The 24,930-nt window shown below is 64.0% G+C and carries 18 protein-coding genes, 3 tRNA genes and 1 pseudogene; 13 read left to right on the forward strand and 9 right to left on the reverse strand.

Translation table 11 applies throughout. The features are described 5' to 3' along the window. Positions 1-141: 141 nt before the first annotated feature. Positions 142-228 (reverse strand) — tRNA-Leu (locus DZC52_RS02180). 91 nt (positions 229-319) lie between these two features. Between DZC52_RS02180 and pgsB the strand changes: the two genes are divergently transcribed. From pgsB to DZC52_RS02200, 4 genes are all read left to right on the forward strand, one after another. Further along, positions 320-1,534, forward strand: a complete 1,215-nt coding sequence (pgsB, locus tag DZC52_RS02185) for a poly-gamma-glutamate synthase PgsB (RefSeq protein WP_116649479.1) — start codon at positions 320-322, stop codon at positions 1,532-1,534. Next, complete coding sequence (gene pgsC / locus DZC52_RS02190) at positions 1,531-2,112, forward strand: poly-gamma-glutamate biosynthesis protein PgsC (RefSeq protein WP_116649480.1); 582 nt, start codon at positions 1,531-1,533, stop codon at positions 2,110-2,112. The genes pgsB and pgsC overlap by 4 nt, the downstream gene beginning before the upstream one ends. After that, positions 2,109-3,257, forward strand: coding sequence for a poly-gamma-glutamate system protein (gene pgsW, locus DZC52_RS02195; protein WP_220338243.1), 1,149 nt, complete (start codon positions 2,109-2,111; stop codon positions 3,255-3,257). The genes pgsC and pgsW overlap by 4 nt, the downstream gene beginning before the upstream one ends. A 97-nt stretch (positions 3,258-3,354) precedes the next feature. Next, positions 3,355-4,641 (forward strand): TonB family protein, encoded by a 1,287-nt coding sequence (locus DZC52_RS02200; RefSeq protein WP_116649481.1) that lies wholly within the window; start codon positions 3,355-3,357, stop codon positions 4,639-4,641. 54 nt (positions 4,642-4,695) lie between these two features. On the opposite strand, the gene DZC52_RS02205 is transcribed toward DZC52_RS02200, so the two are convergent. Together DZC52_RS02205 and DZC52_RS02210 are read right to left on the reverse strand one after the other, a co-directional pair. After that, positions 4,696-4,769: transfer RNA gene (locus tag DZC52_RS02205), tRNA-Cys, on the reverse strand. 98 nt (positions 4,770-4,867) lie between these two features. Next, positions 4,868-4,943, reverse strand: a tRNA-Gly gene (locus tag DZC52_RS02210). A gap of 156 nt (positions 4,944-5,099) precedes the next feature. Between DZC52_RS02210 and infA the strand changes: the two genes are divergently transcribed. After that, positions 5,100-5,318, forward strand: a complete 219-nt coding sequence (infA, locus tag DZC52_RS02215; RefSeq protein WP_116649482.1) for a translation initiation factor IF-1 — start codon at positions 5,100-5,102, stop codon at positions 5,316-5,318. 9 nt (positions 5,319-5,327) lie between these two features. Here infA and clpA read toward each other — a convergent pair whose 3' ends face one another. Continuing rightward, positions 5,328-7,607, reverse strand: a complete 2,280-nt coding sequence (gene clpA / locus DZC52_RS02220) for an ATP-dependent Clp protease ATP-binding subunit ClpA (RefSeq protein ID WP_116649483.1) — start codon at positions 7,605-7,607, stop codon at positions 5,328-5,330. An 83-nt stretch (positions 7,608-7,690) separates the two neighbouring features. Next, positions 7,691-8,026, reverse strand: coding sequence for an ATP-dependent Clp protease adapter ClpS (gene clpS, locus DZC52_RS02225; RefSeq protein WP_116649484.1), 336 nt, complete (start codon positions 8,024-8,026; stop codon positions 7,691-7,693). Positions 8,027-8,417: 391 nt separating this feature from the next. Here clpS and DZC52_RS02230 point away from each other — a divergent pair, with 391 nt between their 5' ends. Continuing rightward, positions 8,418-9,455, forward strand: a complete 1,038-nt coding sequence (locus DZC52_RS02230; RefSeq protein WP_116649485.1) for an ABC transporter substrate-binding protein — start codon at positions 8,418-8,420, stop codon at positions 9,453-9,455. Further along, complete coding sequence (locus tag DZC52_RS02235; protein ID WP_116649486.1) at positions 9,452-13,477, forward strand: EAL domain-containing protein; 4,026 nt, start codon at positions 9,452-9,454, stop codon at positions 13,475-13,477. The genes DZC52_RS02230 and DZC52_RS02235 overlap by 4 nt, the downstream gene beginning before the upstream one ends. Positions 13,478-13,621: 144 nt before the next feature. Here the strand turns inward: DZC52_RS02235 and DZC52_RS02240 are convergent. Continuing rightward, a pseudogene (locus DZC52_RS02240) lies at positions 13,622-13,882 on the reverse strand (isocitrate lyase); the annotation flags it as partial. A 125-nt stretch (positions 13,883-14,007) separates the two neighbouring features. Here DZC52_RS02240 and DZC52_RS02245 point away from each other — a divergent pair. From DZC52_RS02245 to DZC52_RS02255, 3 genes are read left to right on the forward strand one after another with little or no spacing between them, the layout of a single operon-like run. Then, entirely contained in the window at positions 14,008-15,969 is a 1,962-nt protein-coding gene (locus DZC52_RS02245) for a DUF1800 domain-containing protein (RefSeq protein ID WP_116649487.1), read from the forward strand. An 11-nt stretch (positions 15,970-15,980) separates the two neighbouring features. Continuing rightward, the gene (locus tag DZC52_RS02250) at positions 15,981-17,294 is read left to right on the forward strand and encodes a DUF1501 domain-containing protein (RefSeq protein WP_116649527.1); all 1,314 of its coding nucleotides are present in this window, start codon (positions 15,981-15,983) and stop codon (positions 17,292-17,294) included. Next, the gene (locus tag DZC52_RS02255) at positions 17,291-17,773 is read left to right on the forward strand and encodes a hypothetical protein (RefSeq protein WP_116649488.1); all 483 of its coding nucleotides are present in this window, start codon (positions 17,291-17,293) and stop codon (positions 17,771-17,773) included. Before DZC52_RS02250 ends, DZC52_RS02255 begins: the two co-directional genes overlap by 4 nt. Positions 17,774-17,812: 39 nt before the next feature. Here the strand turns inward: DZC52_RS02255 and aceA are convergent, their stop codons facing one another. Together aceA and aceB are read right to left on the reverse strand one after the other, a co-directional pair. Beyond that, positions 17,813-19,108 carry an isocitrate lyase gene (gene aceA, locus DZC52_RS02260; RefSeq protein ID WP_116649489.1) on the reverse strand — a complete coding sequence of 432 codons (1,296 nt, stop codon included), beginning with the start codon at positions 19,106-19,108 and terminating at the stop codon, positions 17,813-17,815. A 33-nt stretch (positions 19,109-19,141) separates the two neighbouring features. Then, a complete protein-coding gene (gene aceB, locus DZC52_RS02265; RefSeq protein WP_116649490.1) occupies positions 19,142-20,767 on the reverse strand; it encodes a malate synthase A in 1,626 nt (541 codons plus the stop codon). A 129-nt stretch (positions 20,768-20,896) separates the two neighbouring features. Between aceB and DZC52_RS02270 the strand changes: the two genes are divergently transcribed. Beyond that, complete coding sequence (locus DZC52_RS02270; protein WP_116649491.1) at positions 20,897-21,805, forward strand: LysR family transcriptional regulator; 909 nt, start codon at positions 20,897-20,899, stop codon at positions 21,803-21,805. A 97-nt stretch (positions 21,806-21,902) separates the two neighbouring features. On the opposite strand, the gene DZC52_RS15885 is transcribed toward DZC52_RS02270, so the two are convergent. Then, positions 21,903-22,679 (reverse strand): class I SAM-dependent methyltransferase, encoded by a 777-nt coding sequence (locus DZC52_RS15885; RefSeq protein WP_116649492.1) that lies wholly within the window; start codon positions 22,677-22,679, stop codon positions 21,903-21,905. A 384-nt stretch (positions 22,680-23,063) separates the two neighbouring features. Here DZC52_RS15885 and mnmA point away from each other — a divergent pair, with 384 nt between their 5' ends. Both mnmA and hflD read left to right on the forward strand, forming a co-directional pair. Then, the gene (mnmA, locus tag DZC52_RS02280) at positions 23,064-24,200 is read left to right on the forward strand and encodes a tRNA 2-thiouridine(34) synthase MnmA (protein WP_116649493.1); all 1,137 of its coding nucleotides are present in this window, start codon (positions 23,064-23,066) and stop codon (positions 24,198-24,200) included. Next, a complete protein-coding gene (gene hflD / locus DZC52_RS02285; protein WP_116649494.1) occupies positions 24,197-24,808 on the forward strand; it encodes a high frequency lysogenization protein HflD in 612 nt (203 codons plus the stop codon). Before mnmA ends, hflD begins: the two co-directional genes overlap by 4 nt. The last annotated feature ends 122 nt before the right edge of the window (positions 24,809-24,930 follow it).

A 24,930-nucleotide genomic window follows, 5' to 3' on the forward strand; every position in this document is an offset into this window, starting at 1 on the left:
CGGGGGGAACCCTCTGTCTGTGAGTGCAGCTCGTTTTTACCCCCGGCCTGTCGACGCGCGGTCAAGAAACTGTCGCGAAAATGTGAAGCATATCCGAAACTTTGCAGCGCTCGCTGCAAACGCGATGGTGCGGGATGGAAATGGTGCCCGGAGCCGGGCTCGAACCGGCACGGTGTTGCCACCGAGGGATTTTAAGTCCCTTGCGTCTACCAATTTCGCCATCCGGGCATGCGCTGAATGTTAGCAGAGGCGAATACCCGGGAGCGGTCTTACAAAGTCAGGCGAGTGCCGGTAACATGCCCCGGAACCGACGACGGGAATGGCCGCCATCAGCAACGCCTTCGCCATCATCACGCTCGCCTGCATTCTGATCGCGCTGATCGCCCTGGGCATCACGGAGACACTCGTTCACCGCTGGGTGCTCCGGCGGCTCCCCGTCCGCGTCCACGTGAACGGTACGCGCGGCAAGACCAGCGTCGTTCGACTGATCGCTGCAGGGCTCCGCGCGGGCGGGAAGCGAGTCTGCTCGAAAACCACCGGCTCGTTCGCAGCAGTTACGGGGCCCGACGGTGAGGACTACCCCCTGCACCGCCCCAACCAGCCCAACATCATCGAGCAGATGCGCGTCATGCGGCGGGTTGTCGGATTTCGGCCCGATGTCCTGGTCATGGAATGCATGGCCCTGCAGCCGCACTTCCAGGCCCTGACCGAACGCCAGATGGTCCGCTCCACGCACGGCGTGATCACCAACGCCCGCGCAGACCACCTCGACGTCATGGGGCCGGGCGCGCCGGACGTCGCGCTCGCCCTGGCCGGCACGGTGCCGTACGGCGCCCACCTGTTCACGGCCGAGCGGGAATACCTCGACACCTTCCAGATGGCCGCCGAGGATCGCGGCAGCCAATTGCACGCCACCTCTGCAGAGGACGTGGCCGCCGTATCCGACGAGGAGATGGCGGCGTTTCGCTACGCCGAACACGCCGAAAACGTCGCCCTGGCCCTGAACGTCTGTCGGGCGCTGGGTGTCGAGCGGGCGGCGGCCCTGCGGGGCATGCAGCAGCTCGAACCCGAGGTGGGGGCCACCCGCGTTCAGAGCGTGGATTTCTTCGGCCGCGACATCATTTTCGTCAACGCCTTTGCCGCCAACGACCCCGATTCCACCGAGCTCATCTGGGAGAAAGTGGTCGATCACTACGGCCAGGACCGCTTCAAGTTGGCCGTGGTGAACTGCCGCTTCGACCGGCCTCAGCGCTCGCAGCAGCTCGCCGAGGTCGCGGGCCGCTGGACGCCGGCCGACCACTACGTGCTGATGGGCACGGGTACGTTGCTGTTCGCCAGGGCCGCGGTTCGGGCCGGACTGGCACCCAGCCGCATGACCGTGGCCGAGGGACTCGACCAGCACGAACTGTTCGAAACCGTGCTGGAACACACCGAAGGCGCCGCGCTGATCGTGGGCATGTGCAACGTTCACGGCGGCGGCGCCGAACTCGCCAGGCAGTTCAACAACCGGGCAACACGGAGCCAACCCCTATGATCCTGCTCAACCTGCTGGCGGTGTCGATCGGCATCGGCCTGCTCGTCACCCTGCTGCTGGTGGAGGTCTTCGGACTCGCCGCCGGCGGCCTGGTCGTGCCCGGCTACGTGGCGCTGAAACTGCTGCAGCCCTGGAGCGTGGCGATGACCCTGCTGGCCGCCTACGTGACCTATATCGCGGTGCGGACCCTGTCGAGCTTCATGGTCGTCTACGGCCGGCGGAAGACCGCGCTGATGATCCTCTTCGGCTACCTCTCCGGATCGCTGATGGACATGGCGATGGGCGGCGTTCTCAGCTTTCCGGCGCCCGAAACCGCCGGCGCACCGGGCACCGCGGGCAGCGCGATGCACTTCAGCTACTTCGAATTGAGCGTGATCGGCTACATCATCCCGGGGCTGATCGCCATCTGGTTCGAGCGGCAGGGCGTGGTCAAGACCCTGGTGGGGCTGATCGTCTCGGCCGTTCTCGTGCGCCTGATCCTGGTACTGATCATGCCCGATGTCCTGATGACCTACGAGGCGGAGCAGGCGCTCAACCGCGCCGACATCACGACGGTTCTCCAGGAGGTGTTCGAATGATGCCGCGTGGTCAGAAACTCTACTGGCGTCCGTCCGACATTCCCACGAGCGCGCTGCTTCTGCTCGCCCTGGCGGCGATTGCCGCGCTGATCGTGGTGGAGACTTTCACGCGCGAAGAGGCCTCCGACTACTACGACGAAATGCTCGACGCCTCTCGCCTGGTCCAGCAAAGCATCGAGACCCTGCGGCCCATCCGGGGCCGGATCGAGCCGATCAACCCGGACGTCGATCCGCTGCGCTCCGGGCTCATCGGCGTTGCCTCCTCGCCCATCACCAGCAACAGCGGTCACCTCGAAGCCAAGCAGGCGACGATCAACCCCAACTGGGCCGCGGTCGTCATCCGGCTGCTTGCCGAAGCCGGCGTCGAACCCGGCGATCACGTGGCGGTGGCGGTTTCCGGCTCCTTCCCCGCGCTCAACCTCTCGGTCTACGCCGCACTCGAATCCATGGACGTGACGCCCATCGCCATCGTGTCGGGATCGGCGTCGCAATGGGGCGCCAATGTGCCCGGCTTCGCCTGGATGGATATCTCGCGGGAGTTGCGCAATGCCGAGCTGATCGACATGCAGGCCCGGGCAGCCACACTGGGCGGCATCGAAGACCGGGGCATCGGCCTTAACGAGCGCGGCCTGCAGCTCATCCGCAGCGCCGCGGATCGGGCCGGCATCGAACTGATGGTTCCCGACAGCTACGATGCCGCGGTCGCCGAACGCATCCGCATCTACAACCAGGGCGCCGACGGGCAGCCGATCGCCGCGCTGGTCAACGTCGGCGGCGGAACGGCCACCACCGGCCCCGAGAGTATCGACCACTACTTCGGCAGCGGGCTCATCCGCAAGGCGCCGTCGGCCGCTTTCCGGGTGCCGTCCGTCATGGGGCACTTCCTGCAGGAAGGCGTTCCGGTCATCAACTTCTCCGGCATTCGCGGCCTGGCGACCCAGTTCGGCCTGCCCTACCCGCCCCAGCGCATGGAGAGCGTCGGCTCGGGCGGGGTCTACCGGGCCGAGTCCTATCAACGCTGGCTGGCCGCCCTGATGATCGTGCTGCTGCTCGGCCTGACGGCCCTGATCATGCGCTCGGCCAACATCGCCCTGGCCGCGGGGCAATCCGGCCGCAAGAAGGACGCCATGAAACCGAAGGTCTGAATCGGGCCGGTTTTCGTCTCCCGAACTTGACCCGCTCCCCGCCGCTCGCTAGGTTGTAACCGGGAAAGGGCTTGATTCAACAAGAACGGAGACGACAATGAATCGAATCGTGATGGCGATTCTGGCCTGCCTTTGCGCAGGCGCACTCGAGGCGAGGCAACCGGTGTCCTTCGACGAAACCGTGGAGGCGCACGCGGCCGGTGAACTGGAGGCGGCGCGAACCGCTTTCCGCCGCATGGCCGAAGCCGGCCGGGTCGAAGCCCAGTTCAACCTGGGCGCCATGCTGGCGAACGCAGAGGGAGGGCCTGCCGATGTTGTTGAAGGCGCCCTCTGGATCACACTGGCGTCCGAAGCCGGCTTCGATGCGGCCGAGCAGGCCGCTCCCATCATCTCCGAAGCGCTTGACGAGGCCGAAAGAGACGAGTTTCGACAGCGCTTGCCCGACTGGCGCAATAGCTATGCCAGGGACGAGTTGCTGGCTCGCTTCACGCCCCGATTCTGCGGAGGCTGCGAAGTGAACGACGTCAATGCCCGCGAGGCGGAACAACACCGGCTCGAAACCCTGTTGGAGGGCAAACGCCTGACCGTCGAGCGTGAAGCCCCCAGCTACCCCAGGGAGGCCGCCCGTTCGGGCGCCATGGGGGAGGTGCTGATCGGCGCCTGGCTCAACGAGGAAGGAGAGATCGAACAGCCCCATATCCAGTTCGCCGACCCGGAAGGCGTGTTCGACGAAGCCGCCCTGCGCGCCTTTTCGCGTTGGGATTTCGACTGGGTCGGCGAGCCCCCGGAAGGCGCGCCCTTCTACATCGTCCAGCAGATCAGATTCCAGCTCGACGGTGCCAAGGAAAGGGCCTTCGACAGCATGACACGGCGCCAGCTGCGAGAGGATGTCCGGAACTGGGACGAGGACGTGCTGGCCGCGTACCAGGCCGCCTGGACGCTGGATTTCATGGACGAAGAAGTCGACCCGGACAATCCGGCCGCACTGGTCGAGGTCACCTATCAGGCCGCATACGCGGGCATCATCCGGGCGCAACTCGACCTTGCCGAGCGCTTCCGTTGCGGAGATAACGTCGCACAAAGCACCCCGGCCAACCACTTCTGGCTCAAGCAGGCGGCTTTCGAGGGCGTTCCAAGGGCCCAGTTTCTCCTGTCGATCAAGGATTCCACTGATCCGGAATTCGCCGCGGCACTGCGCTCGAGCGCCGCCGAAAACGGGTTTCTACCGGCCACCCTCGCGGAAATCCGCCACCAGGTGGAGCACGGAAACGAGGTCGATCAAAGGGAGCTGGCTGCGCTGATCGACAGCCTCCCCGACCGCTGGCGCAAGCATCACGGTGACGGTGAGGTCATGCGCCGCGCCAAAGCGATAGCGGAACTGTAAGAGCCGATACGCAAAGAGCCGGCGAAACGCCGGCTCTTTGGTCTATCAAGTTCTTGGAGGCCAGGCCCGGAATCGAACCGAGGTACACGGCTTTGCAGGCCGCTGCATCACCACTCTGCCACCTGGCCGGATGCGGGTCAGATTGTACCCCAACTATCCGCCTGTTACAGCGGCGGGAGCACCCTGACGAAAAAGGCCCGGGCGCTACCCGGGCCTTCTCGGAATTTGGAGCGGGAAACCGGACTCGAACCGGCGACCCCAACCTTGGCAAGGTTGTGCTCTACCAACTGAGCTATTCCCGCGAAAGACGAGAATTTTAGCCGGACAGAATTTCCTGTCAACCCCTCTCGCCCACTTTTTCGATGATTTGCCCGTCGGCGTCGAATTTCGGGCTTTGCGCTTGCGTCTGGCTCAGAAAGTGTCAAAATAACGCGGTTTTAATACTTCGTACAGGGATTATGGCAAAAGACGAACATATCGAAATGGAAGGCAAGGTTCTCGAAACCCTGCCCAATACGATGTTCCGGGTCGAGCTCGACAACGGACACGTCATCACCGCCCACATCTCCGGGCGCATGCGCAAGCACTACATCCGCATCCTCACCGGCGACCGCGTCAAGGTCGAGATGACGCCCTACGATCTCAGCAAGGGCCGCATCACCTACCGCATGAAGTAAAGCCGCCCCCTAGTCCGCGATCGGGGCCGCCGCCGCGGAGTTGCTGCGGCAGACGAGCTCCAGGCCGCTGCCGTCCTCGCGGACGGTGACTTCGACCTCCCCGCCTTCGGCCAGGTCGCCGAACAGCAGTTCGTCGGCCAGTGGCCGCTTGATGTGGTCCTGGATGATGCGCTTCATCGGCCGCGCACCCATCTTCTCGTCGAAGCCGTGCTCGGCCAGCCAGGCGCGCGCCTCGGAACTGACCTCGATGGTCACGCCCTTGTCGGCGAGCTGGTTTTCCATTTCCATCAGGAACTTGTCGACCACCTGCAAGACCACCTCCATCGGCAGGGAGTGGAACTGGATGATCGCATCCAGGCGGTTGCGGAACTCGGGGGTGAACTGCTTGCGGATGGCCTCCATGCCGTCGGTCGTGTTGTCGGACGGCATGAAGCCGATCCCGCGGCGGCTCATCAACTCGGCGCCGGCATTGGTGGTCATCACCATGATCACGTTGCGAAAATCCGCCGTGCGGCCGTTGGCGTCGGTGAGCTTGCCGTGGTCCATGATCTGCAGCAGCAGGTTGTAGACGTCGGGGTGCGCCTTCTCGATCTCGTCGAGCAGCAGCACCGCATGCGGCGTCTGGGTGACTGCTTCGGTGAGCAAGCCGCCGCGATCGAAGCCGACGTAGCCCGGCGGCGCGCCGACCAGGCGTGAAACCGTGTGCGCCTCCATGTACTCGGACATGTCGAAGCGGATCAGTTCGATGCCCATGGTCATGGCCAGCTGGCGCGTGACCTCGGTCTTGCCCACGCCGGTCGGGCCGGCAAACAGGAAGCTGCCGATCGGACGGTCGACGTCGGCCAGGCCCGAGCGCGACATCTTGATCGCCGACGACAGGGTCGCGATCGCCTCGTCCTGCCCGAACACGACCATCTTGAGGTCGCGTTCCAGGGTCTTGAGGGCATCGCGGTCCGAACGCGAGACCTGACGCGGCGGGATGCGGGCCATCTTGGCGATCACTTCCTCGATCTCGGTCACGCCGATCCGCTCGGCACGCTCGTCTTCGGGCTTGAGCCGCTCGCGCGCGCCCGCCTCGTCGATCACGTCGATGGCCTTGTCGGGCAGGTGCCGGTCGTTGATATGACGCGCCGACAGCGTTGCCGCCGCCTCCAGGGCTTCGGGCGTGTAGCTCACGCCATGGTGCTCCTCGAAGCGGTGCTTGAGCCCGCCGAGAATCTCGATGGTCTCGCCCACCGAGGGTTCGACGATATCGATCTTCTGGAAACGGCGGGCCAGCGCCCTGTCCTTCTCGAACACGCCGCGGTATTCCTCGAAGGTGGTCGAGCCGATGCAGCGCAACTCGCCGTTGGCCAGCACCGGCTTGATCAGGTTGGAGGCGTCCATCACGCCGCCCGAGGCCGCACCGGCACCGATGATGGTGTGGATCTCGTCGATGAACAGTACCGCCTTCTCGCGCGCCTTGAGCTCGGCCAGCACCGCCTTGAGGCGCTTCTCGAAATCGCCCCGGTACTTGGTGCCGGCCAGAAGCGCGCCGAGGTCCAGCGCCCAGATCTCGGCGTCGTGCAGCACTTCCGGCACTTCCTCGCGCACGATGCGCAGCGCCAGGCCTTCGGCCAGCGCCGTCTTGCCCACGCCGGATTCGCCGACGTAGAGCGGGTTGTTCTTGCGCCGACGACACAGGATCTGGATCGTGCGCTCGACTTCCAGGGCCCGACCGATCAGCGGATCGATCTTGTCGGCCTTGGCGCGCTCGTTCAGGTTGGTCGCATAGCTGGCCAGCGCGGATTTCTCCTCTTCCGCACCGGGTTCGGCCCCTTGCGCCGCTTCCGAGCCCGCCTGCGGGCCGGTCTCGTCGGTCTTGGCGATGCCGTGCGACAGATAATTCACCACGTCCAGTCGCGCCAGGTCCTGCTTGCCCAGGAGATAGACCGCGTGCGAGTCCTTCTCGCTGAAGATCGCCACCAGCACATTGGCGCCGAGCACTTCCTTCTTCTCGGCCGACTGCACGTGATAGAGCGCGCGCTGCAACACGCGCTGAAACCCGATGGTCGGCTGCGTATCGCGCTGGTCGCCCTCCGAGAGCACGGGCACGGACTCGTCGAGCACCTGGTCGAGCTCGTGGCCGAGCAACTGGATATCGACGCCGCAGGCCAGCAGCACCTCCCGCGCCGACTCGTTGTCGAGCAGCGCGAGCAGCAGGTGCTCCACGGTCAGGAACTCGTGGCGCTTGCTGCGGGCCGTGTGGTAGGCCTGCGAAATGGAAAGTTCAAGTTCCTTGCTGAACATCTGGGCAACCTTGCGCGTGCGGCAGAACTAAATATGTCGAATCAATAAGACCCCGAAGCAGACCGATGATTCCGCGAGAAGCTTCATTCACCGGTCTCTTCCAGGGTGCACTGCAGTGGATGGTCATGTTCGCGTGCGTAGTCGTTGACCATGACCACCTTGGTCTCGGCAATCTCGTAGGTGTACACGCCCGCCACGCCGCGACCACGGGTGTGGACGTGCAGCATGATGCTCGTGGCCTTGTCCCGCGACAGGCTGAAAAAGCGCTGCAGCACCTCCACCACGAATTCCATCGGCGTGTAGTCGTCGTTGAGGATCACGACCTTGTAAAGCGGCGGCTTGCGGACCTTGGGCCTGGCCTCCTGAAGCGCCAGCCCGTCGCCCTTGCCCGGGTCGGAGTGGTGTTCGCGTTCGCTCATCGATCGAAGGGGTGGATTGCGTCTTCCATCCCATCATACTGCGGCAGCCGTGAGGGCTTTTCAAGCGCGTATCGAGCGCGAACGAGCACTGCTCCGAAAGTGCGCGCCCGGCGCTCTCCAGCGCTGGAAAAGCAGCCGCCCGGCTTCTCGAATCTCCCGCCACAGACCGGCCGCCGGAGCCTTCGCCCGCGCCGGCGCGGGCGCTGATGCAAATCGCCCACACTCGAACGCTCGACAAACCTGTTAGTTAACCACTAACATGCATTCAAGAGCCATGATCGAGATCAAGAATTTCGCATCTGGGGGGCGACGGCAAGACGGTTGATGGCTCGCAACGCCCGGGACGCCTCCGCAATCTCCCAGGCAAGTGAAATGGGTGGGTGGCAGCAACATGATCAACCTAGCGCGTATCGGGCTTGTCGCAGGCATCAGCAGCCTGCTGTCGCTGCCGCCGGCTGTGCGCGCCGATGAGACCGCCGACATCGCGCGCATCGCCGGGGCCGTCTACCTCGGGGATATTCCGACCGCGGTGGCCGACAAGTTTTCGACCTTCCAAAGCAACGGCGTTCAGGCGGTCGTCGAGTACAGTGAATCCGGACAGCGGAGCCTGGCCCGGCTCAGGTCCGGAGAGGTGGACTTCGCCCTCATGGCTCTGACGCCCTTCGTACTCGACCGCCTCGCGGACCCGGACCCCGGGCAGCCCGACGATCCGATCATTCTTGCCAGTCTTGTCCACTCCGGCGAACTGACACGGCTGCTTTTTCGAGACGACGCGGGCATCGAGCGGCCAGCGGACCTGGTCGGCAAGCGTATTGCCGTTCAATGCGGCACCAACACCGACTTCGCGCTTTGGCTGTTCATGCAATTCCACGGAATTGAGCCCGGATCCGTCCGCCGGCAGTGCGTCGATTTCGGCCGCACCGCCCAAGTCCTGCAAACGGGGCTTGTGGACGCAGCGGTCCTGCCCGACCCATGGTCGTTCGATGCACACCGTTCCGAAGCAGGCGCCTCAGCAATGTCGGCATTCGACCTGCGACGAATCTACACCGGCTCCTGGGTTCTGGTCACGACTCGGCACGTCGTCGAGGGACATCTTGCTCGCGCCAGCCGGATTCTCGCCGCCTACCTCGACGCCATCGAACTCACCGAGAATCGCCCCGACCAGGCGCTCGAGGCCTACAACGCCCGTCATTTCGTACCCGCTCCGGTCAGCCGCGAGCAGTGGGAAGCGCTCGACTTCGACGTCACACTGACCTGGGCGCTGATTTCCGCGGTCAGACAGCAGTTGGACTGGGCGCGCTCGATGGGCGCCGACGGCTCCGAGCAGCCCGTGGCCGTACTGGAGCTCATCGACCCGAGACCGCTCCGGCAACTCCAGCCCCATCGCGTTGACATTCCCGTACGGCTTAACGAGGCGCCTGCTCGATGAACTTGTCGCGCCTGTCACTGCTGAGCATCATAGGATGCATCGCGGGACTGGTCGTACTGCTGGCCGTGACCGTGATCAGCACGCAGCAGCTGAACGAGAAGCAAGCGGCCATGGGCCGAATGCTCGACTTGCGCAACCGCATTCAGGATTTCACGACTGCGAGCGCGAGCCTGCTGCTCTATCCAACCGACAGCAGCCTTCAGTCGGCCTATCGTCAGGAGTCGCAACAAATTCTCGAGGCTCTGAATCGGCTCGGAATGGAATTTCCCGCTGCCCGCAAGGCCGCCCGGCGAGTGGAACTGATCGTGGCCTCCGTCGCGTCCGGCCTGGACAGCGAAGTCGGCTCGGGGCTCTTGTCGGAAAACGCCGCGCGCAGCCGCATCGTCATGCAACAAGTGATCGACAACGGCATCGTGCTCAGCGCCGCGCTGGACAATGCACTGCGCGATCGCCGGCAGGCCATTGCCAGCGAGGCAGCGCGGATCCGCACCCTGCTGATCGCCGCCGCTCTGCTGTTCGGAGCCCTTTGTGTGATTGCCTTCGGGTTGATCCACGCCCGCATCGCCCGTCCTGCCCGCCACATTGCCGCGACGCTCGACCATATCCGAAGCGGCAACCCGCGGGCGCGCGCCGATGTTGGCGGCAACGATGAACTGTCGCGACTGGCGCACACGCTCAACCGGACCCTCGACGAACGCGACGAGGCCGACAGGCAGCTGGCCGAGCGACAGGACAAGCTGCACGACGCGCTGGCGAAACTCGCTGATACCCGAGATCGCCTGCTGCGCGCCCAATCCGTGGCCAATATCGGCAGCTGGGATCTGGATCCGACCACGCGAAAACTGACCTGGAGCGACCAGGTTTACTGGATTTTCGGATTGCGGTCCGAGGAGTTCTCCAGCACGGTCGAGTCCTTCTTCGAATCGGTCCACGCCAATGATCGGCACTGGCTCAGGGAGCACTACGCCGGTTGGCTGAAGCGAGGCGGACCGCTCGACGTCAAGCATCGCATCGTCCGCCCGGATGGCGAAGTGCGCTGGGTTCGGGAAATGGCTCGCGTCGTGCCCGATGAGCACGGACGGCCGACTTCGGCAACCGGCACGGTGCAGGACATCACCGAGCAGCACTTGCTCGATGAACGGCAACGACAGTTCCAGCAACTCATCGAGGGTTCGGAGGACTGGTACGGCATCATCGACGAGAACTACCGGTTTCTCTGGGCCAACCGCGCCTACGCAGAGAGATACGACCTCGAGCCCGAATCGCTTCCGGGCAGGATGGTGGCCGATGTGATCGGGGAGGCCTATTTCGAGCAAGTCATACGCCCGAAGATCGACCGCTGCCTCGAGGGAGAGGCCCAGCGATTCGAAACTAGACGAGACCTGCCCCATGAAACGGATCGCCACCTGCTGGTGCGCTACTACCCGATACACGTTCCGGGACGATCATCGCGTCGCGTGGGTGCTGTCATTACCGACATCACCAACATGAGAAGAGTCGAAGAGGAAGCCGCTCGCCAGGGTCAGTTGCTCGACATGGCTGGACGGGCAGCGCGGTTCGGCGCCTGGTCGGTCGAGCTGGGCGCGGACCGAATTGAATGGTCCGACACCGTTGCCGCCATCCACGGCATGCCGAGCGATCCCCCGCCCACGGTGGAGGAAGCGATGTCGTTCTACGCGCCAGAGTACCGGGGACGAATCAGGGAAGTCTTCGAGGCCTGTACACAGCGCGGTGAACCTTACGACGAAGAACTCCAGCTTATCGATGCCGGCGGCGAACGACGCTGGGTGAGAACCATCGGCGAGGCAGTACACGACGACACCGACGACATCGTGCGGGTGCAGGGTTCGTTCCAGGATATTACCGAGCAGAAAGCGCTGGAAATCGAAAGTCGCCGCCTGTCCGACCGCCTGGCCACCATGCTCGAGTCGATCACCGACGGCTTCGTGGCCTTCGACGAGCAATGGCGCTACACCTACGTCAACCCGAAGGCCGAAGCGCTGCTGGGCAAATCGGCGCAGGAATTGTTGGGCGCGACCGTCTGGTCGCAGTTCCCCGGCCTGGCGGGTACCGGATCGGAGCGTGCGCTCAAGCGGGCCATGGATGAGCGCGCTACTGCCAGCGCCGAGGAATTCTTCGAGCCGCTCGACGGCTGGTTCGACATGCGGGCCTATCCCTGGGAGGGCGGCGTCGCGGCCTACTTCCGGGACGTCACCGAAAACCACCGCATGCTGGAGCGACTTCGCGCACAGGAGGCCGCCCTGCGCAATTCGACCAAGGAGTTGAACGAGGCACTTGACACCCGACAAGTGCTGATCAACTCACTGCCGGCGCACATCGCGATGCTGGACGAAGCGGGCGTGATTGTGGACGTCAACGACCAATGGCGTCACTTCGGCGAACAGAACGCTCATGATTCGGCCGACTTCGGGGTCGGAACGAACTACGTCGAGCTGTGCGAATCGGCGAGCGGTGCCTGTTCGGACGAAGCCGAGAGCGTTGCCCGCGGCCTGAAGGACGTTCTCCGCGGCACTCGCGAGTCCTTTGCGCTGGAATATCCATGCCACTCGCCCGAGGAGCAGCGCTGGTTTCGCGTGATGTTCAATCGCCTCGCGGCAGATGAAGACGACCGAGCCGGCGCCGTGGCAATGCATATCGATATCACTGCACGCAAGCAGGCCGAACAGCAAATCAACCGCCTGGCCTATGAAGACCCACTGACCGGGGTGCTTTCGAGGAACGGCTTCGTCAGGAAACTCAACGAACGCCTAGGGAATGACGGATGGCCGAACAACGGCATCCTGGCAATGGTCGACGTCGTCAATCAGCATGACATCAACGATGCCCACGGATATGAAATGGGCGACCTGCTACTGACCGGCTTGAGCCGGCGCCTCACCAATCTCGTGGACGATCAGGGACTGGCCGGTCGTACCGGCGGCGACGAGTTCGTCGTCTACTTCCCCATGCCGGCCGATTATCATCCTGAATCGTTCCTGGAAGGTCTCGAACAATGTGTCGAGCAGCCCTTCCTTTTCAACGGTGGAAAGGTTGCCGTTGAGATAGACCTGCGCATCGGGTACACAGCGCTCGGGGATCGAAGGCGCAGCACCGATAGGCTGATCCGGGAAGCCGAATTGGCCCTCTTCGAGCAACGCAGGAGCGCTTCGACCGGCCAGTCGCGGCTCGCCTACACCAATGAGCTCAAGAAGCGAACCCGCGAACGCATAGAGCTGACCAACGAACTGCGTCGTGCCTTGGACGCCGAAGAGTTCGAGCTACACTTCCAGCCCAAGGTCAACCTTTCCGACGGCAGCATGATTTCCGCCGAAGCCCTTATCCGATGGCGGCACCCTCAGCGCGGACTACTCTCGCCGGGTGTGTTCATCCCGGTGGCCGAACAGAGTCAACTCATCGGCCCCATCGGCGACTGGGCACTGCGCGCAGCCTGCCGGCAGTTGAACGAATGGCGGCGTCACGAACTGGACGCAGTCCGCGTCGCGGTCAACGTATCACAGGTCCAGTTCATGCTCGGGGACTTTTCGGCCAAGGTTCAGGCCGCGCTCGAGGACTTCAATGTCGACCCGGACCACCTTTCGCTGGAAATCACCGAGTCCGTTTTCGAGCGACATTCCGATCGGATGCTTTCGGAAATCCGCGAGCTGCACACGCTGGGCGTACGCCTTTCCCTCGACGACTTCGGAACCGGATACTCATCGCTGCTGTACCTGCAGCGCTATCCTTTCGACGAGATCAAGATCGACCGCGGCTTCGTCGACCGCATTCTAGAAGATCGCTACAGCCGCGACATCGTGCTGGCCGTTGTCAACCTGGCGGGGGCCCTGGACGCCGAGGTCGTCGCCGAAGGCATCGAATCGAAGGAGATTGCTGCGGCCTTGCTCGAAATGGGGTGTCTCTACGGCCAGGGCTTCTATTACAGCCTGCCAATGACGTCGGAGGATTTCAGGTGGCTGCTTCATCAGAGAAGCAAACTGCCCCTGGACACTTCGAGCAAGAGATAAAGCCGCCGCTGACCGCCTGGGTGAGCTCGTCAAAGTAGCCCGTTCCGACTTCGCGCTGGTGGCGCGTAGCGGTATAGCCCTGGGATTCGGCGTCGAACTCGGCTTGCTGCAGTTCCACCTAGCCTGACATCTGACGCGCCTTGTAGCCGCGAGGCGCGCGGAATCCAGCTTCCGAAAAGCTCCGCTGGTGGGGACGAGCACGTTGCCGCACATGTGGGCGCACTTCTTGGCCTAGGCGAGCGGGTCCTCGAAGTGCACGCCGGCGGCACCCGCATCGATCATGTCCTTCATCAGCTCGTGTGCGTTAAGCACGCCGCCGAAGCCGGCCTCGGCGTCGGCCACGATGAGCGCGAACCAGTCGATGCTGCGCTTGCCTTCCGACGACTGGATCTGGTCGGCACGCCGCGGCACTTACCGGAAGGGCTGTCGCGCCGGCATCCTAAGCAACGAGTCCCTTGCCCTTCCAAACGCATCGGGCTTGATATAGACTCCGAAGAACGAGGGGGTTGGTCACTGTCAGGGACTTGCCCATGAGCAAAAGTGAATCCGCCCTCGCGCTCCCGTCGCGCCGAGCCCTTTTCAAGTCACGCCTCAATAACCGCACGCTGATGCGGCAGGTAATCGCGCGCCAGGAGTCACGGCGGAGCAGGAACCTGTCCGACGCCGCCGAGCTGCCGCCGTTTGCGGTGCGCGTGCTCACACGCATGGGCTTCGGTCCGCGCCGCACCGAGTTGGCGCCCCAGTCCGCGCCCAACCCGAATCAGGTGTTCTCCGACCAGTTCCAGCGATCGCCTCTGCTGGGCAAGGACGATGTCGCCTACTTCGAATCACTCGGCCGCAACGACGACGAGCGCCTGGAGCGTTACGTCGACGAACAGCTGTACGGCAACCTCCCCGACCCGGAGTGGGAACAGCGCAAGGCCGCCTATCCAGCCAGTTTCGACACGCTCGACGAACCCCTGTCGACCACCTACTCGGAGCGCGAGTGCCAGGGGTTCTCGAACTACGTCGTGCCCCAGCGACAGGTCGAGCGGGCCGCTTTCGCCCGTGCGTGCTACAGCCGTCGCCAGCTTCTCGAGCTGATCGTCGACTTCTGGCACAACCACTTCAACGTCTTCAGCGGCGGCGACGAGGACATCTACGTTTCCTGGGCCCACTGGGATCGCGCAGTGATCCGCGAGCACGCCTTCGGCAATTTCCACGACCTGGTCCAGGCCACGGCCAAGCACCCGGCCATGCTGCACTACCTGGACAACTACGCCAACGAGGCCGGCGGCTTCAACGAGAACTATGCCCGTGAGCTGTTCGAGTTGCATACTCTGGGCGCGATCAACTACCTGGGAAATACCTCCCCGCTTGATGCGCCGTTGCTGGCCGCCAACCCCTATTCGGGCCTGAACGATCCGCTGCTCGATGCATTGAACATCAGCGACCCGGCGCGCGATATCCAGAGCCATTACACCGACAACGATGTCTACGAAGCGGCCAAGGCCCTGACCGGTTGGCGCTACGACGACGAGGACATCCGGGACGAAAACAACGTCTGTACCAGCGGCGGCACCGGCGCGTTTTTCGTCAACGAAGCCGACCACGACAGCGGTGGGAAAGTCATCCTGTCCGGTGGATTGCAGAACATCCCGGCCGACCGCGGCGCGCTCGAGGATGGTGAAGTGGCCATCAAGCTCGCCGTCTACCATCCGGGCACGGCGCGCTACATCGCGCTGAAACTGTGCCAGCGGCTGATCGCCGACGAGCCGCCGGAAAGCGTGATCCAGGCCGCCGCGGACACCTTTTACGCCAACCGCACCGAGCCGGACCAGATCGCGCGCACCCTGCGCACGATCCTGCTGTCGGACGAATTCAAGGATCCCGCCAACTGGGGCAAGAAGATCAAGCGCCCCTTCGAGTACGCGGTCTCGGCCATGCGCGCCGCTCAGTGCGACTACACCTGGCGATTCGACGATCGCGACACGGACAATTTCCTCAGAACCTACGAAGGTACCGGACAACGCTTGTACTGGTGGCGAACGCCCGACGGCTACGCGGACGACCGTGCCGCATGGATGGGTTCGACCACGCTTGTACAGAACTGGCGTACTGTCGATTGGCTCCTCGACGAGAACGACGACAGCGACGCCGACCGCGTGATGCGCATCATCGACACGACGCTGGAGAATTTCCCGGGCAACCCGACGCCCCGGGAACTGGTCGCCTTCTGGTGCCACTGGATTCTCGGGTTTACCCCGAGTGGCGGCTGGGTCGGTGATGTCGGCACCTACTACGCTCACGAACCGACCGCACTAGGCCGGGCCTGCATGCAGTTCATCACCCAGCAGGACTTCAATGGCGAGGAGGATTCACCGCCCTTCCCCGCCGACCAGCAGATTCCGCGCGAAGAGTTGCGCAACGACGACTGGCCGAATCGGTGGCACCGACGCCTGCGGGGCATGGTCAAGCTGATCCTGTGGTCGCCCAACTTCATGCAACGCTAGAGGCCCGCCCCATGAAAAAGCGAATTCTCCGGCACCTCAACCCGAAATTCTCGCGCCGACGCTTTCTCCAGATGTCCGGTGCGGCGGCAGGCACTGCCGCCCTGGGCCTGAGCTTCGCCCAGCCGACCTTCGGCGGCTCGGCCGGCCAGAAAGTCCTGGTCTACGTCTTCCTGCGCGGTGGCATCGACGGATTGAGCCTCCTGCCGCCCATCGCCGGTGCCGATTACGGCTTCTACGTCGACGCCCGGGATCGCACGCTCGTGGATATCAACGACTCGGATGTTGCCAACCGACCCATCCCGCTCGTCAACGGGCAGGATCTCGGATTCCACCCCTACTGCCAAGGCCTGGCCGACATCTATCACGACGGCGGGCTCGCCGTGGTGCAAGCCGCCGGCCATCCGCCGAACACCTTCACTCGCAGCCACTTCGACGCCCAGGAGCAGATCGAACTGGGACAACCGCTGGTGGTGGGCGGCAGCGGCCAGTCCCTGCCGGCGTCGGGCTGGCTGACACGCTACCTCCAAACCGCCCCGGGCGTGCCGTCGGCCAACGCCGTTTTCACCGCCATGGTCTCGAACAGCACGCCGCCGGCGAGCCTCGGCGGCTGGCCGGACGTGGCCACCCTGGATTCACCCGACAGTTTCTCCCCCAACTCGGGGCATTTCGGCGATACCCACCGGGCCGTGCTCGGCTCCCTCTACAGCGGCACCGGGGAGCTGGATGTCGCCGCCGGCGCCGCACTCGACGCGGTCGACCTGATCAACAGTCTCGACCTCGACAACTACGAGCCCGGCGGCGGCGTCGAATACCCCGATAGCGGCGAGGGACGCGACCTTCGGCTCATTGCCCAGCTGATCCGCCAGAATATCGGCATCGCCACGGCGACGATCGATACGGGCGGTTGGGACACGCACAACAACCAGAACGTTTTCGGCGGCGGATTCGGGAGCAACGTCGAAGATCTCAGCGAGGCATTGACCGCCTTCTACCGTGATCTCGAGGGAGCCGGCTACATCGATGACGTGGCGGTCGTGGTGCAGAGCGAATTCGGCCGCCAGGTCAAGGAGAACGCCAACTTCGGCACCGACCACGGTCTTGGCAACCCGATGCTGGTGCTCGGCGGCGGTGTCTCGGGCGGACAGGTCTACGGCCAGACCGACGGAATCGCGCCGTCTGCGCGCGTGGGCGACAGCCTCGTGCCCAAGACGGATTTCCGCAACGTGCTCGGCGAGGTCGCTTCCGGCCTGCTCGGCAATCCCAACGTGGACGACATCTTCGCGGACACGTCCTTCACTTACCAGCCGGTCGGATTCTCGGCTTGATTTTCCGCTCGATCTGCGCCGCCGTGATCGTTGCGACGGCGCCCGCGACACGGGCGCAGAACCTGCAATGCGCCGACCTCGGCGGCGTACCGCCGATCGAGAACGTGCGATTCAACGAGGACGTGCTGCCGATCTTCGAAGAAGCGCTATTGCAGTGCACGAGCTGCCACGGCACTTCGGCCGATCTGTCGCTTGACCAGGGGAATGCCAGCCACGACGAATTGGTCTGCGCAAACACCCGGGGCAGCGTGCCCGAACCGGCGGGCAAGCGCGTCGTGCCGGGCGCACCCATGGAGAGCTGGCTCTTCCTGCGGGTGGCCTGCGACGACCCGAACGACCCCGACTTCAGGATGCCGCGCAACGAATGGACCCTCACGACCAGCGAACTGCGCATCATCCACGACTGGATCATGCAGGGTGCCCCTTCGGCCGAAGCGATCTTTGCCAGCCGTTTCGACAGCCGGGGCCATTGCCCCTGACGGCATCCCGGCGTCCGGGAGCCGTCACTCCTTCTCGGGTCAGGCGCTCTTTTTCGAATCGAACTGGTCTTCCTCGGTCGAACCCGACAGTGCGCCCAGCGAGGACTCCCCGCCGCTGATCGCCTGGGTGAGCTCGTCGAAGTAGCCCGTTCCCACCTCGCGCTGGTGGCGCGTGGCTGTGTAGCCCTGGGACTCGGCATCGAACTCGGCCTGCTGCAGCTCCACGTAGGCCGACATCTGGCGCGCCTTGTAGCCGCGGGCGAGCTGGAACATGCTGTGGTTGAGGGCATGGAAGCCGGCCAGTGTGATGAACTGGAACTTGTAGCCCATGGCACCCAGCTCGTTCTGGAACTTTGCGATCTCGGCGTCGGAAAGATTCTTCTTCCAGTTGAAGCTCGGCGAGCAGTTGTAGGCAAGCAGCTTGTCGGGATACTCGGCGCGGATGGCCTCGGCAAACTGCCTGGCCTCGCCCAGGTCGGGCTTGGAGGTCTCGCACCAGACCAGGTCGGCGTAAGGCGCGTAGGCCAGGCCGCGCGCGATCGCCTGGTCCATTCCGGCGTTCGTGCGGTAGAAGCCTTCCGAGGTGCGCTCACCGGTGATGAAGGCGTGGTCGGCCTCGTCGATATCGGAGGTCAGCAGGCCGGCGCCCATGGCATCCGTGCGGGCGATGATGATCGACGGCACGTTCTCGATGTCGGCCGCGAGGCGCGCGGAAACCAGCTTTTGAACAGCTTCGCTGGTCGGCACCAGCACCTTGCCGCCCATGTGGCCGCACTTCTTGGCCGAGGCGAGCTGGTCTTCGAAATGCACGCCGGCGGCACCCGCGTCGATCATGTCCTTCATCAGTTCGTGGGCGTTGAGCACGCCGCCGAAGCCGGCCTCGGCGTCGGCCACGATCGGCGCGAACCAGTCGATGTCGCCCTTGCCCTCCGAAGACTGGATCTGGTCGGCGCGCCGGAAGGTGTTGTTGATGCGCCGCACCACCGAGGGGACCGAGTTGGCCGGGTAAAGCGACTGGTCGGGATACATCTGGCCGGCGATGTTGGCATCGGCCGCCACCTGCCAGCCCGACAGGTAGATGGCTTTGAGCCCTGCCCTGACCTGCTGCATGGCCTGGTTGCCGGTCAGCGCGCCCAGCGCGTTGACGTAGTCATCGTCGTGCATGGCCTTCCAGAGCTTCTCCGAGCCCCTGCGGGCCAGGGTGTGCTCGATGGTCACGCTGCCGCGAAGACGAACGACCTCGTTGGCGTCGTAAGGCCTTTCCACGCCCTTCCAGCGCGGGTTTTCCAGCCAGTCGCGTTCCATCTCGATGATCGGGGTGACGTCCTTGTTCATGGTCTTGCTCCGGTTTAAGTCGATCTTTGAAGATCAGTCGAGCCGGTCGTAGCCCGGCAGCGTGAGAAATTCGACGAAGTCATCGTCGGCGGTGACCTCGTAAAGCAGTTCGGCCGCTCGCAGGAAATGACCGCTCGAGAAAGCCTCGTCGCCGAGATCGGCGCGGATCTTCTCCAGCTCCTCGCCCTGCCAGCGGCGGATCAGGTCGAGATCGATGTTCGTGCCGTCTTCCAGCACGCCGCGGGCATGCCGGGCCCACTGCCACAGCTGCGCACGAGCGATCTCGGCGGTGGCGGCGTCTTCCATCAGGTGGTTGATCGGAACGCAACCCTGCCCGGCCAGCCAGGCGCCCATGTAGCGGATGGCGACGTTGATGTTGCCCCTCACACCCGCCTCGGTGATGCTGCCCTTGCAGGGCGCCACCAACTCCTCGGCGGTAACGGAAACGTCTTCACGCAGTCGGTCGAGCTGGTTGGGCTTGTCGCCGAGCTGCTCGTCGAAGATTTCCATGGCCAGCGGGATCAGGCCCGGGTGGGCGACCCAGGTGCCGTCATGGCCATCGCCGGCCTCGCGTTCCTTGTCTTCGCGCACCTTCTGGATGGCCGCGGCGTTGGCCTTCTCGTCGCCCTTGATGGGAATCTGCGCGGCCATGCCGCCCATGGCGAAGGCGCCGCGGCGATGGCAAGTCTTGATCAGCAACTGGGAGTAGGCCTTGAGGAAGGGCACGGTCATGGTGACCTGCGCGCGGTCCGGAAGCACCTTGTCGGAATGCGCGCGTAAACGCTTGATATAGCTGAAAATATAATCCCACCGACCGCAATTCAGGCCGACGATCCGGCTCTTGAGCGCGTGCAGGATCTCGTCCATCTCGAAGACCGCGGTGATGGTCTCGATGAGGACGGTGACCTTGATCGTTCCTGGCTTGAGCTCGAGCGCGCCCTCGATGTCGGTCAGCACCCGCTCCCAGAGCTCGGCCTCGTGCCGGTTCTCCAGCTTGGGCAGGTAGAGGTAGGGGCCGCTGCCCTGGTCGATCAGGGCCTGGGCGTTGTTGTAGAGGTAGACCGCCGCGTCGAAGATGCCGCCAGGAACGGCCTTGCCGCCGATTCGCACGTGCTTCTCGTCCAGATGCCAGCCCCGCGGGCGCACGATCAGCACCGCGGGGTCCGGATTGAGCCGGTAGTGCTTGCCGTTGTCGGCCGTGAATTCGATGCTGCGACGCACGGCGTCGAACAGGTTGACCTGCCCGTCGATCATGTTTTCCCAGCTCGGCGTCGAGGAGTCCTCGAAATCGGCCATGAAGACCTTTGCGCCGGAATTCAGGGCGTTGATGATCATCTTGCGGTCGACCGGACCGGTGATCTCGACGCGCCGGTCGCGCAGGTCGCTCGGAATCGGCGCGACCTTCCAGTCGGATTCGCGGATTTCGGCCGTTTCGGCGGGAAAATGCGGGACGGCGCCCGCATCCAGGCGGGCCTGAAACTCCTGGCGCGCCGCGAGCAGGTGATCGACCCGGTCGCGATAGCGCTCGCCCAGGCGCGCCAGCAATCGGCGCAAGCCGTTGGAGAAGAGGGGTTTCGCCTCGACCGGCAGCTCCCGGGTCAGCTCGAGCCCCCCGTTGCCGGCCTGTTCGGGATCGTGATGCTGCGATTGCTTGTTCATCGACTTCCATTCCCTGGCGTATGGACAATTGAAGCCTAGGCGCTGCGCAAGTATTTGTCGAATTAAATCTTTTGATCTTTAGTATCTGTTTATGCAATACTCTCGTCGTTCCAACCGGAGCGGACTGCATTGGCCTCCTACAAGGGCAACCTGCTCAAGCACCTGCGCGCCTTTATTCAGACCGCGAGAAGCGGCAGCGTATCCGCGGCGGCTGAAAAGTTGTTTCTCAGCCAGCCTTCCGTGAGCCAGCAGATCCGGGCGCTGGAGGACGAGCTCGGTCGCCCCCTGTTCGAGCGCCACGGACCCCGCCTGCAGCTCACCCCCGCGGGCAAGGCCCTGCTGGAAATGGCCCGGCCCCTGGTCGAGCGCCTGGACGCCCTGCCCGACGAGTTTCAGCGCCGCTACGGCTCACTCGACACCGGCGAGATCCGCATCGCCGCGGGCGAATCGACCATCCTCCACCTGCTGCCCTCACTGATGATGCGCTTCCGGCGCAAGCACCCCGGCATCTTCGTGCACCTGCACAACGTCACCGGCGCCGACGGTCTGGGCATGATCCGCAACGACGACGTCGACTTCGCCGTGGGCTCGATGCTCGACGTGCCCGAGGACATCGACTACCGGCCGATCTGGCACTTCAACCCGGCCCTGATCATGAGCCGCGACCACCCGCTGGCGCGGCGGCGCGAAATCGACCTCACCGACATCAGCCCGCACGGACTGATCCTGCCGCCGAGGCGCCTGAGCACCTACCAGCTCGTCGACCTGGTCTTCCAGAAGCACGGCCTGCCCTTCCGCGTGAACCTGGAGGTCGGCGGCTGGGAGGTCATCAAGCGCTACGTCTCCCTGGGCATGGGCATCTCGATCGTGACCAGCATCTGCCTGACCGAAACCGACCGCCAGCAGCTGGCGGTGCGCGACATGAGCCGCTATTTCCCGCGCCGCAGCTACGGCGTGGTCCTGCGCCGGGGCGCCTACCTCTCGCCGCAGGCCGAGCGGTTCATCGATCTGATGAGCCCGGATCTTTTCGGGGAGTAGCCTACCGCGCTCGGGTTGAGGTGGGAGTTGCCGCGGGCGGTGCCCGAGGATCCGTCGCTCAATGAATGCCGGACCTACGGAGAGATCGGCGGACTAGTCACTCTGGCTTGCGTGACACGAACACATCCAGGCTTTCCCCCTCAATTCCCTGTTCGGGCGCATGTGGCTGCATTCGCTCGGTCATCATGCCCGATGAATTCTGGATGGTCGCAAAGAGGTCCTCCCCCCATTCAGTAACCACCAACGCACCATCCGAATTCACGGGATCGCCATGAAACTCTGGGGGCTCGAGATGGATGACGTCCCCGCGCTCCAGCCTGGCCCGGATACGGCTCGGCTGACTACCGAAATACGGAACGGTGAAAACGTGGACGCCACCCGGCTTCAGTATGCGTTCGATTTCGGAGAATCCTCGCTCAGGCTCGAAGACGTGCTCAAAGACATCCTGGCTAATCACCACATCGAACATACGATCGTTGAATGTCAACGACCGGAGGTCTTCATTTCGATAACCACCAACCATCTCCCCGGCCGCCCTATCGGGAAGATATACCGAACCCACATATCCCCGAGCTTGACGCTCAAGTCGTGCCGATACTGGACCGTAAGGAGCAAATTCGAGAATTGATCGCTGGCGCCACCCGGGCACAACCTCAGCAAGAACCGACACCAGTGCCCGCCCCCGGGCTGAGCTGATGCAGCGCGCACAGCGACAATCCTCCCGCAACCAGTCCGATAGGCGAACGAATAGCGTCATCCGCTCGCAGACAGGACACCAGCCCTTTCGTTTGGGACGGCTAACTACCGCCCAAAACTGCTTGAGCTTCAGTCGACCGAACCATCTCGTTCCATGGATGCGAGGCTGCTCAAGCATGGGTCAAATCAAATCAGAGTCGAGTCTCTCGGAACACAACTGAGACTCTCACCGAAGCCCTCCTACTGCTCGTGTCACCAATTGAAGTGATCAATGCCAGCCCCCCCTCTGCCGGTTCTGAAAACCGATTTCAGGCGGCCACAACCAGCAAGCTCCACGCTACATCATCTGCTGACAAGCGATCAATCTCAAAAAGACAGATTCCCGATTTGGCACAGTGGCAGGCTCACTGACATCCGAACGACTCCGCACAAGGCAGTCCCGAATCGCCGTTCGCCCTGCAATCTTCGAATCGCAGCCACCATTCCACGCTCTCACCCCCGTAGAATCCACACGCATCACCACCCCTCGCAAAAATCCATCCCAAACCCCATATCGAAAAACATGAGTGATCTGATCATGGTGGCCCTATCCGGCGGGGTGGATTCGTCCACCGTGGCCTGGCTGTTGAAGCAGCAGGGCGAGCCCATCGCCGGGATGTTCATGAAGAACTGGGAAGAGGAGGACACCGTCAGCGGCTGCACGGCCGAGGACGATGCCGCCGACGCCCGGCGCGTGGCCGAAATCCTGGGCATCGACTTCCACGGCCGCAACTTCGCCGCCGAATACTGGGACGACGTCTTCGAGCACTTTCTGGCCGAACTGAAGGCCGGACGCACGCCCAACCCTGACATCCTGTGCAACCGCGAGATCAAGTTTCGTACCTTCGTCGAGCACGCCCGCGACCTGGGGGCGAAGGCCATCGCGACGGGCCACTACGCGCGCCGGCGCGACAACGACGACGGCACGGTCTCGCTGCTCAAGGGTGTGGACCACAACAAGGACCAGAGCTATTTTCTCTACGCCCTGGACCAGGAACAGCTCTCGCACGCCCTCTTCCCCCTAGGCGAGCTCACCAAGCCCGAAGTCCGCGAACTGGCCGCGCGCGCCGACCTGCCGGTGGCCGCCAAGAAGGACTCGACCGGCATCTGCTTCATCGGCGAGCGCAATTTCGACCAGTTCATCGCCAATTATCTCGACGCCGAACCCGGTGAGATCCGCACCAGCGAGGGTACGGTCATCGGCACCCACCAGGGCCTGATCCACTACACCCTGGGCCAGCGCAAGGGCCTAAATATCGGGGGGCTGAAGGACTTTCCGGAAGCACCCTGGTACGTGACCTACAAGGACATCGACCACAACGTGCTCTACGCCGAGCAGCAGACCGATCACCCCACGCTGATGTCGACCGAGCTCGAGGCCGGCCAGCTCAACTGGATTCGCCGTCGCCCCGAAGCGGGCGAGCGCCTGCACGCCAAGGTGCGCTATCGCCAGCCCGACCAGACCTGCCGCGTCGAATCGATCAATGACAATGGCCTGGTGCTGAGCTTCGAGCGCCCGCAGCGCGCCGTCACCCCCGGGCAGGCGGTTGTTCTTTATGATGGGGACGAGTGCCTGGGCGGCGGCACCATCACCAAGAACAACGCGCCGCTGCCCGAGCAGCTTCTCAGAACCTTGAACAAGGAATCGGTCCAGGCATGAGAGACGCCACCATCGCCTTCGCGGGCATGCTCCAGGCCAGCGAGCTCGTTCGCCAGATCGCCACGTCGGGCACCTGCTCGGGTCAGGCCGCCCAGGCCAGCGTGGCCAGCATCTTCAATCGCGACCCGGATGCCACCGAAGACGTCTACGGCGGCATCGGCGGCGTGCGCATGGGGTTGCGCGTGATGACCGAACTGTTCAGCGCCCGCAGCAACCACGAAAGCCTGCAATCGCTCAACTACGTCCTGGGCCTGGCCAAGCTGGGCAAGCTCGTCCGCCGCGACGGCAAGCGCCTGAACGCCATCGGCGAGGAACTCGACCTGGTCGAGAAGGCCTGGCTCGATGCTTCCGAGACCCTCGACGACAGCGTCACCTCCCAGCTCGCCGACGTCTACCAGCGCCATGTCTCCACCCTGGGCTTCCGGCTGTCGGTCAGCGGAAAGCCCGAGTACCTCAAGCAGCCGGAGAAAGTCGCCTTTCTGCGCGCCCTGCTCCTGGCCGGCCTGCGCTCGGCCATCCTCTGGCACCAGGTCGGCGGACGCCAGTGGCGCCTGGTCTTTCAGCGCGGCAAGATGCTGGAACAGGCGCGCGCCCTGCTCACCGCCTGAGTCCCGGCCTGCGCCCAACCGGGGGAATCAGCCGCCGGGCGCGTGCTAAAATCAAGGGCTGGCTCCGGGGGCGTGGGCGCAGACGACCGCGCCGCCCGGTTCACCCGTTCATGACTGGAGGA

Origin of the sequence: Wenzhouxiangella sediminis, assembly GCF_003410055.1 — a bacterium.
Classification (GTDB): domain Bacteria; phylum Pseudomonadota; class Gammaproteobacteria; order Xanthomonadales; family Wenzhouxiangellaceae; genus Wenzhouxiangella; species Wenzhouxiangella sediminis.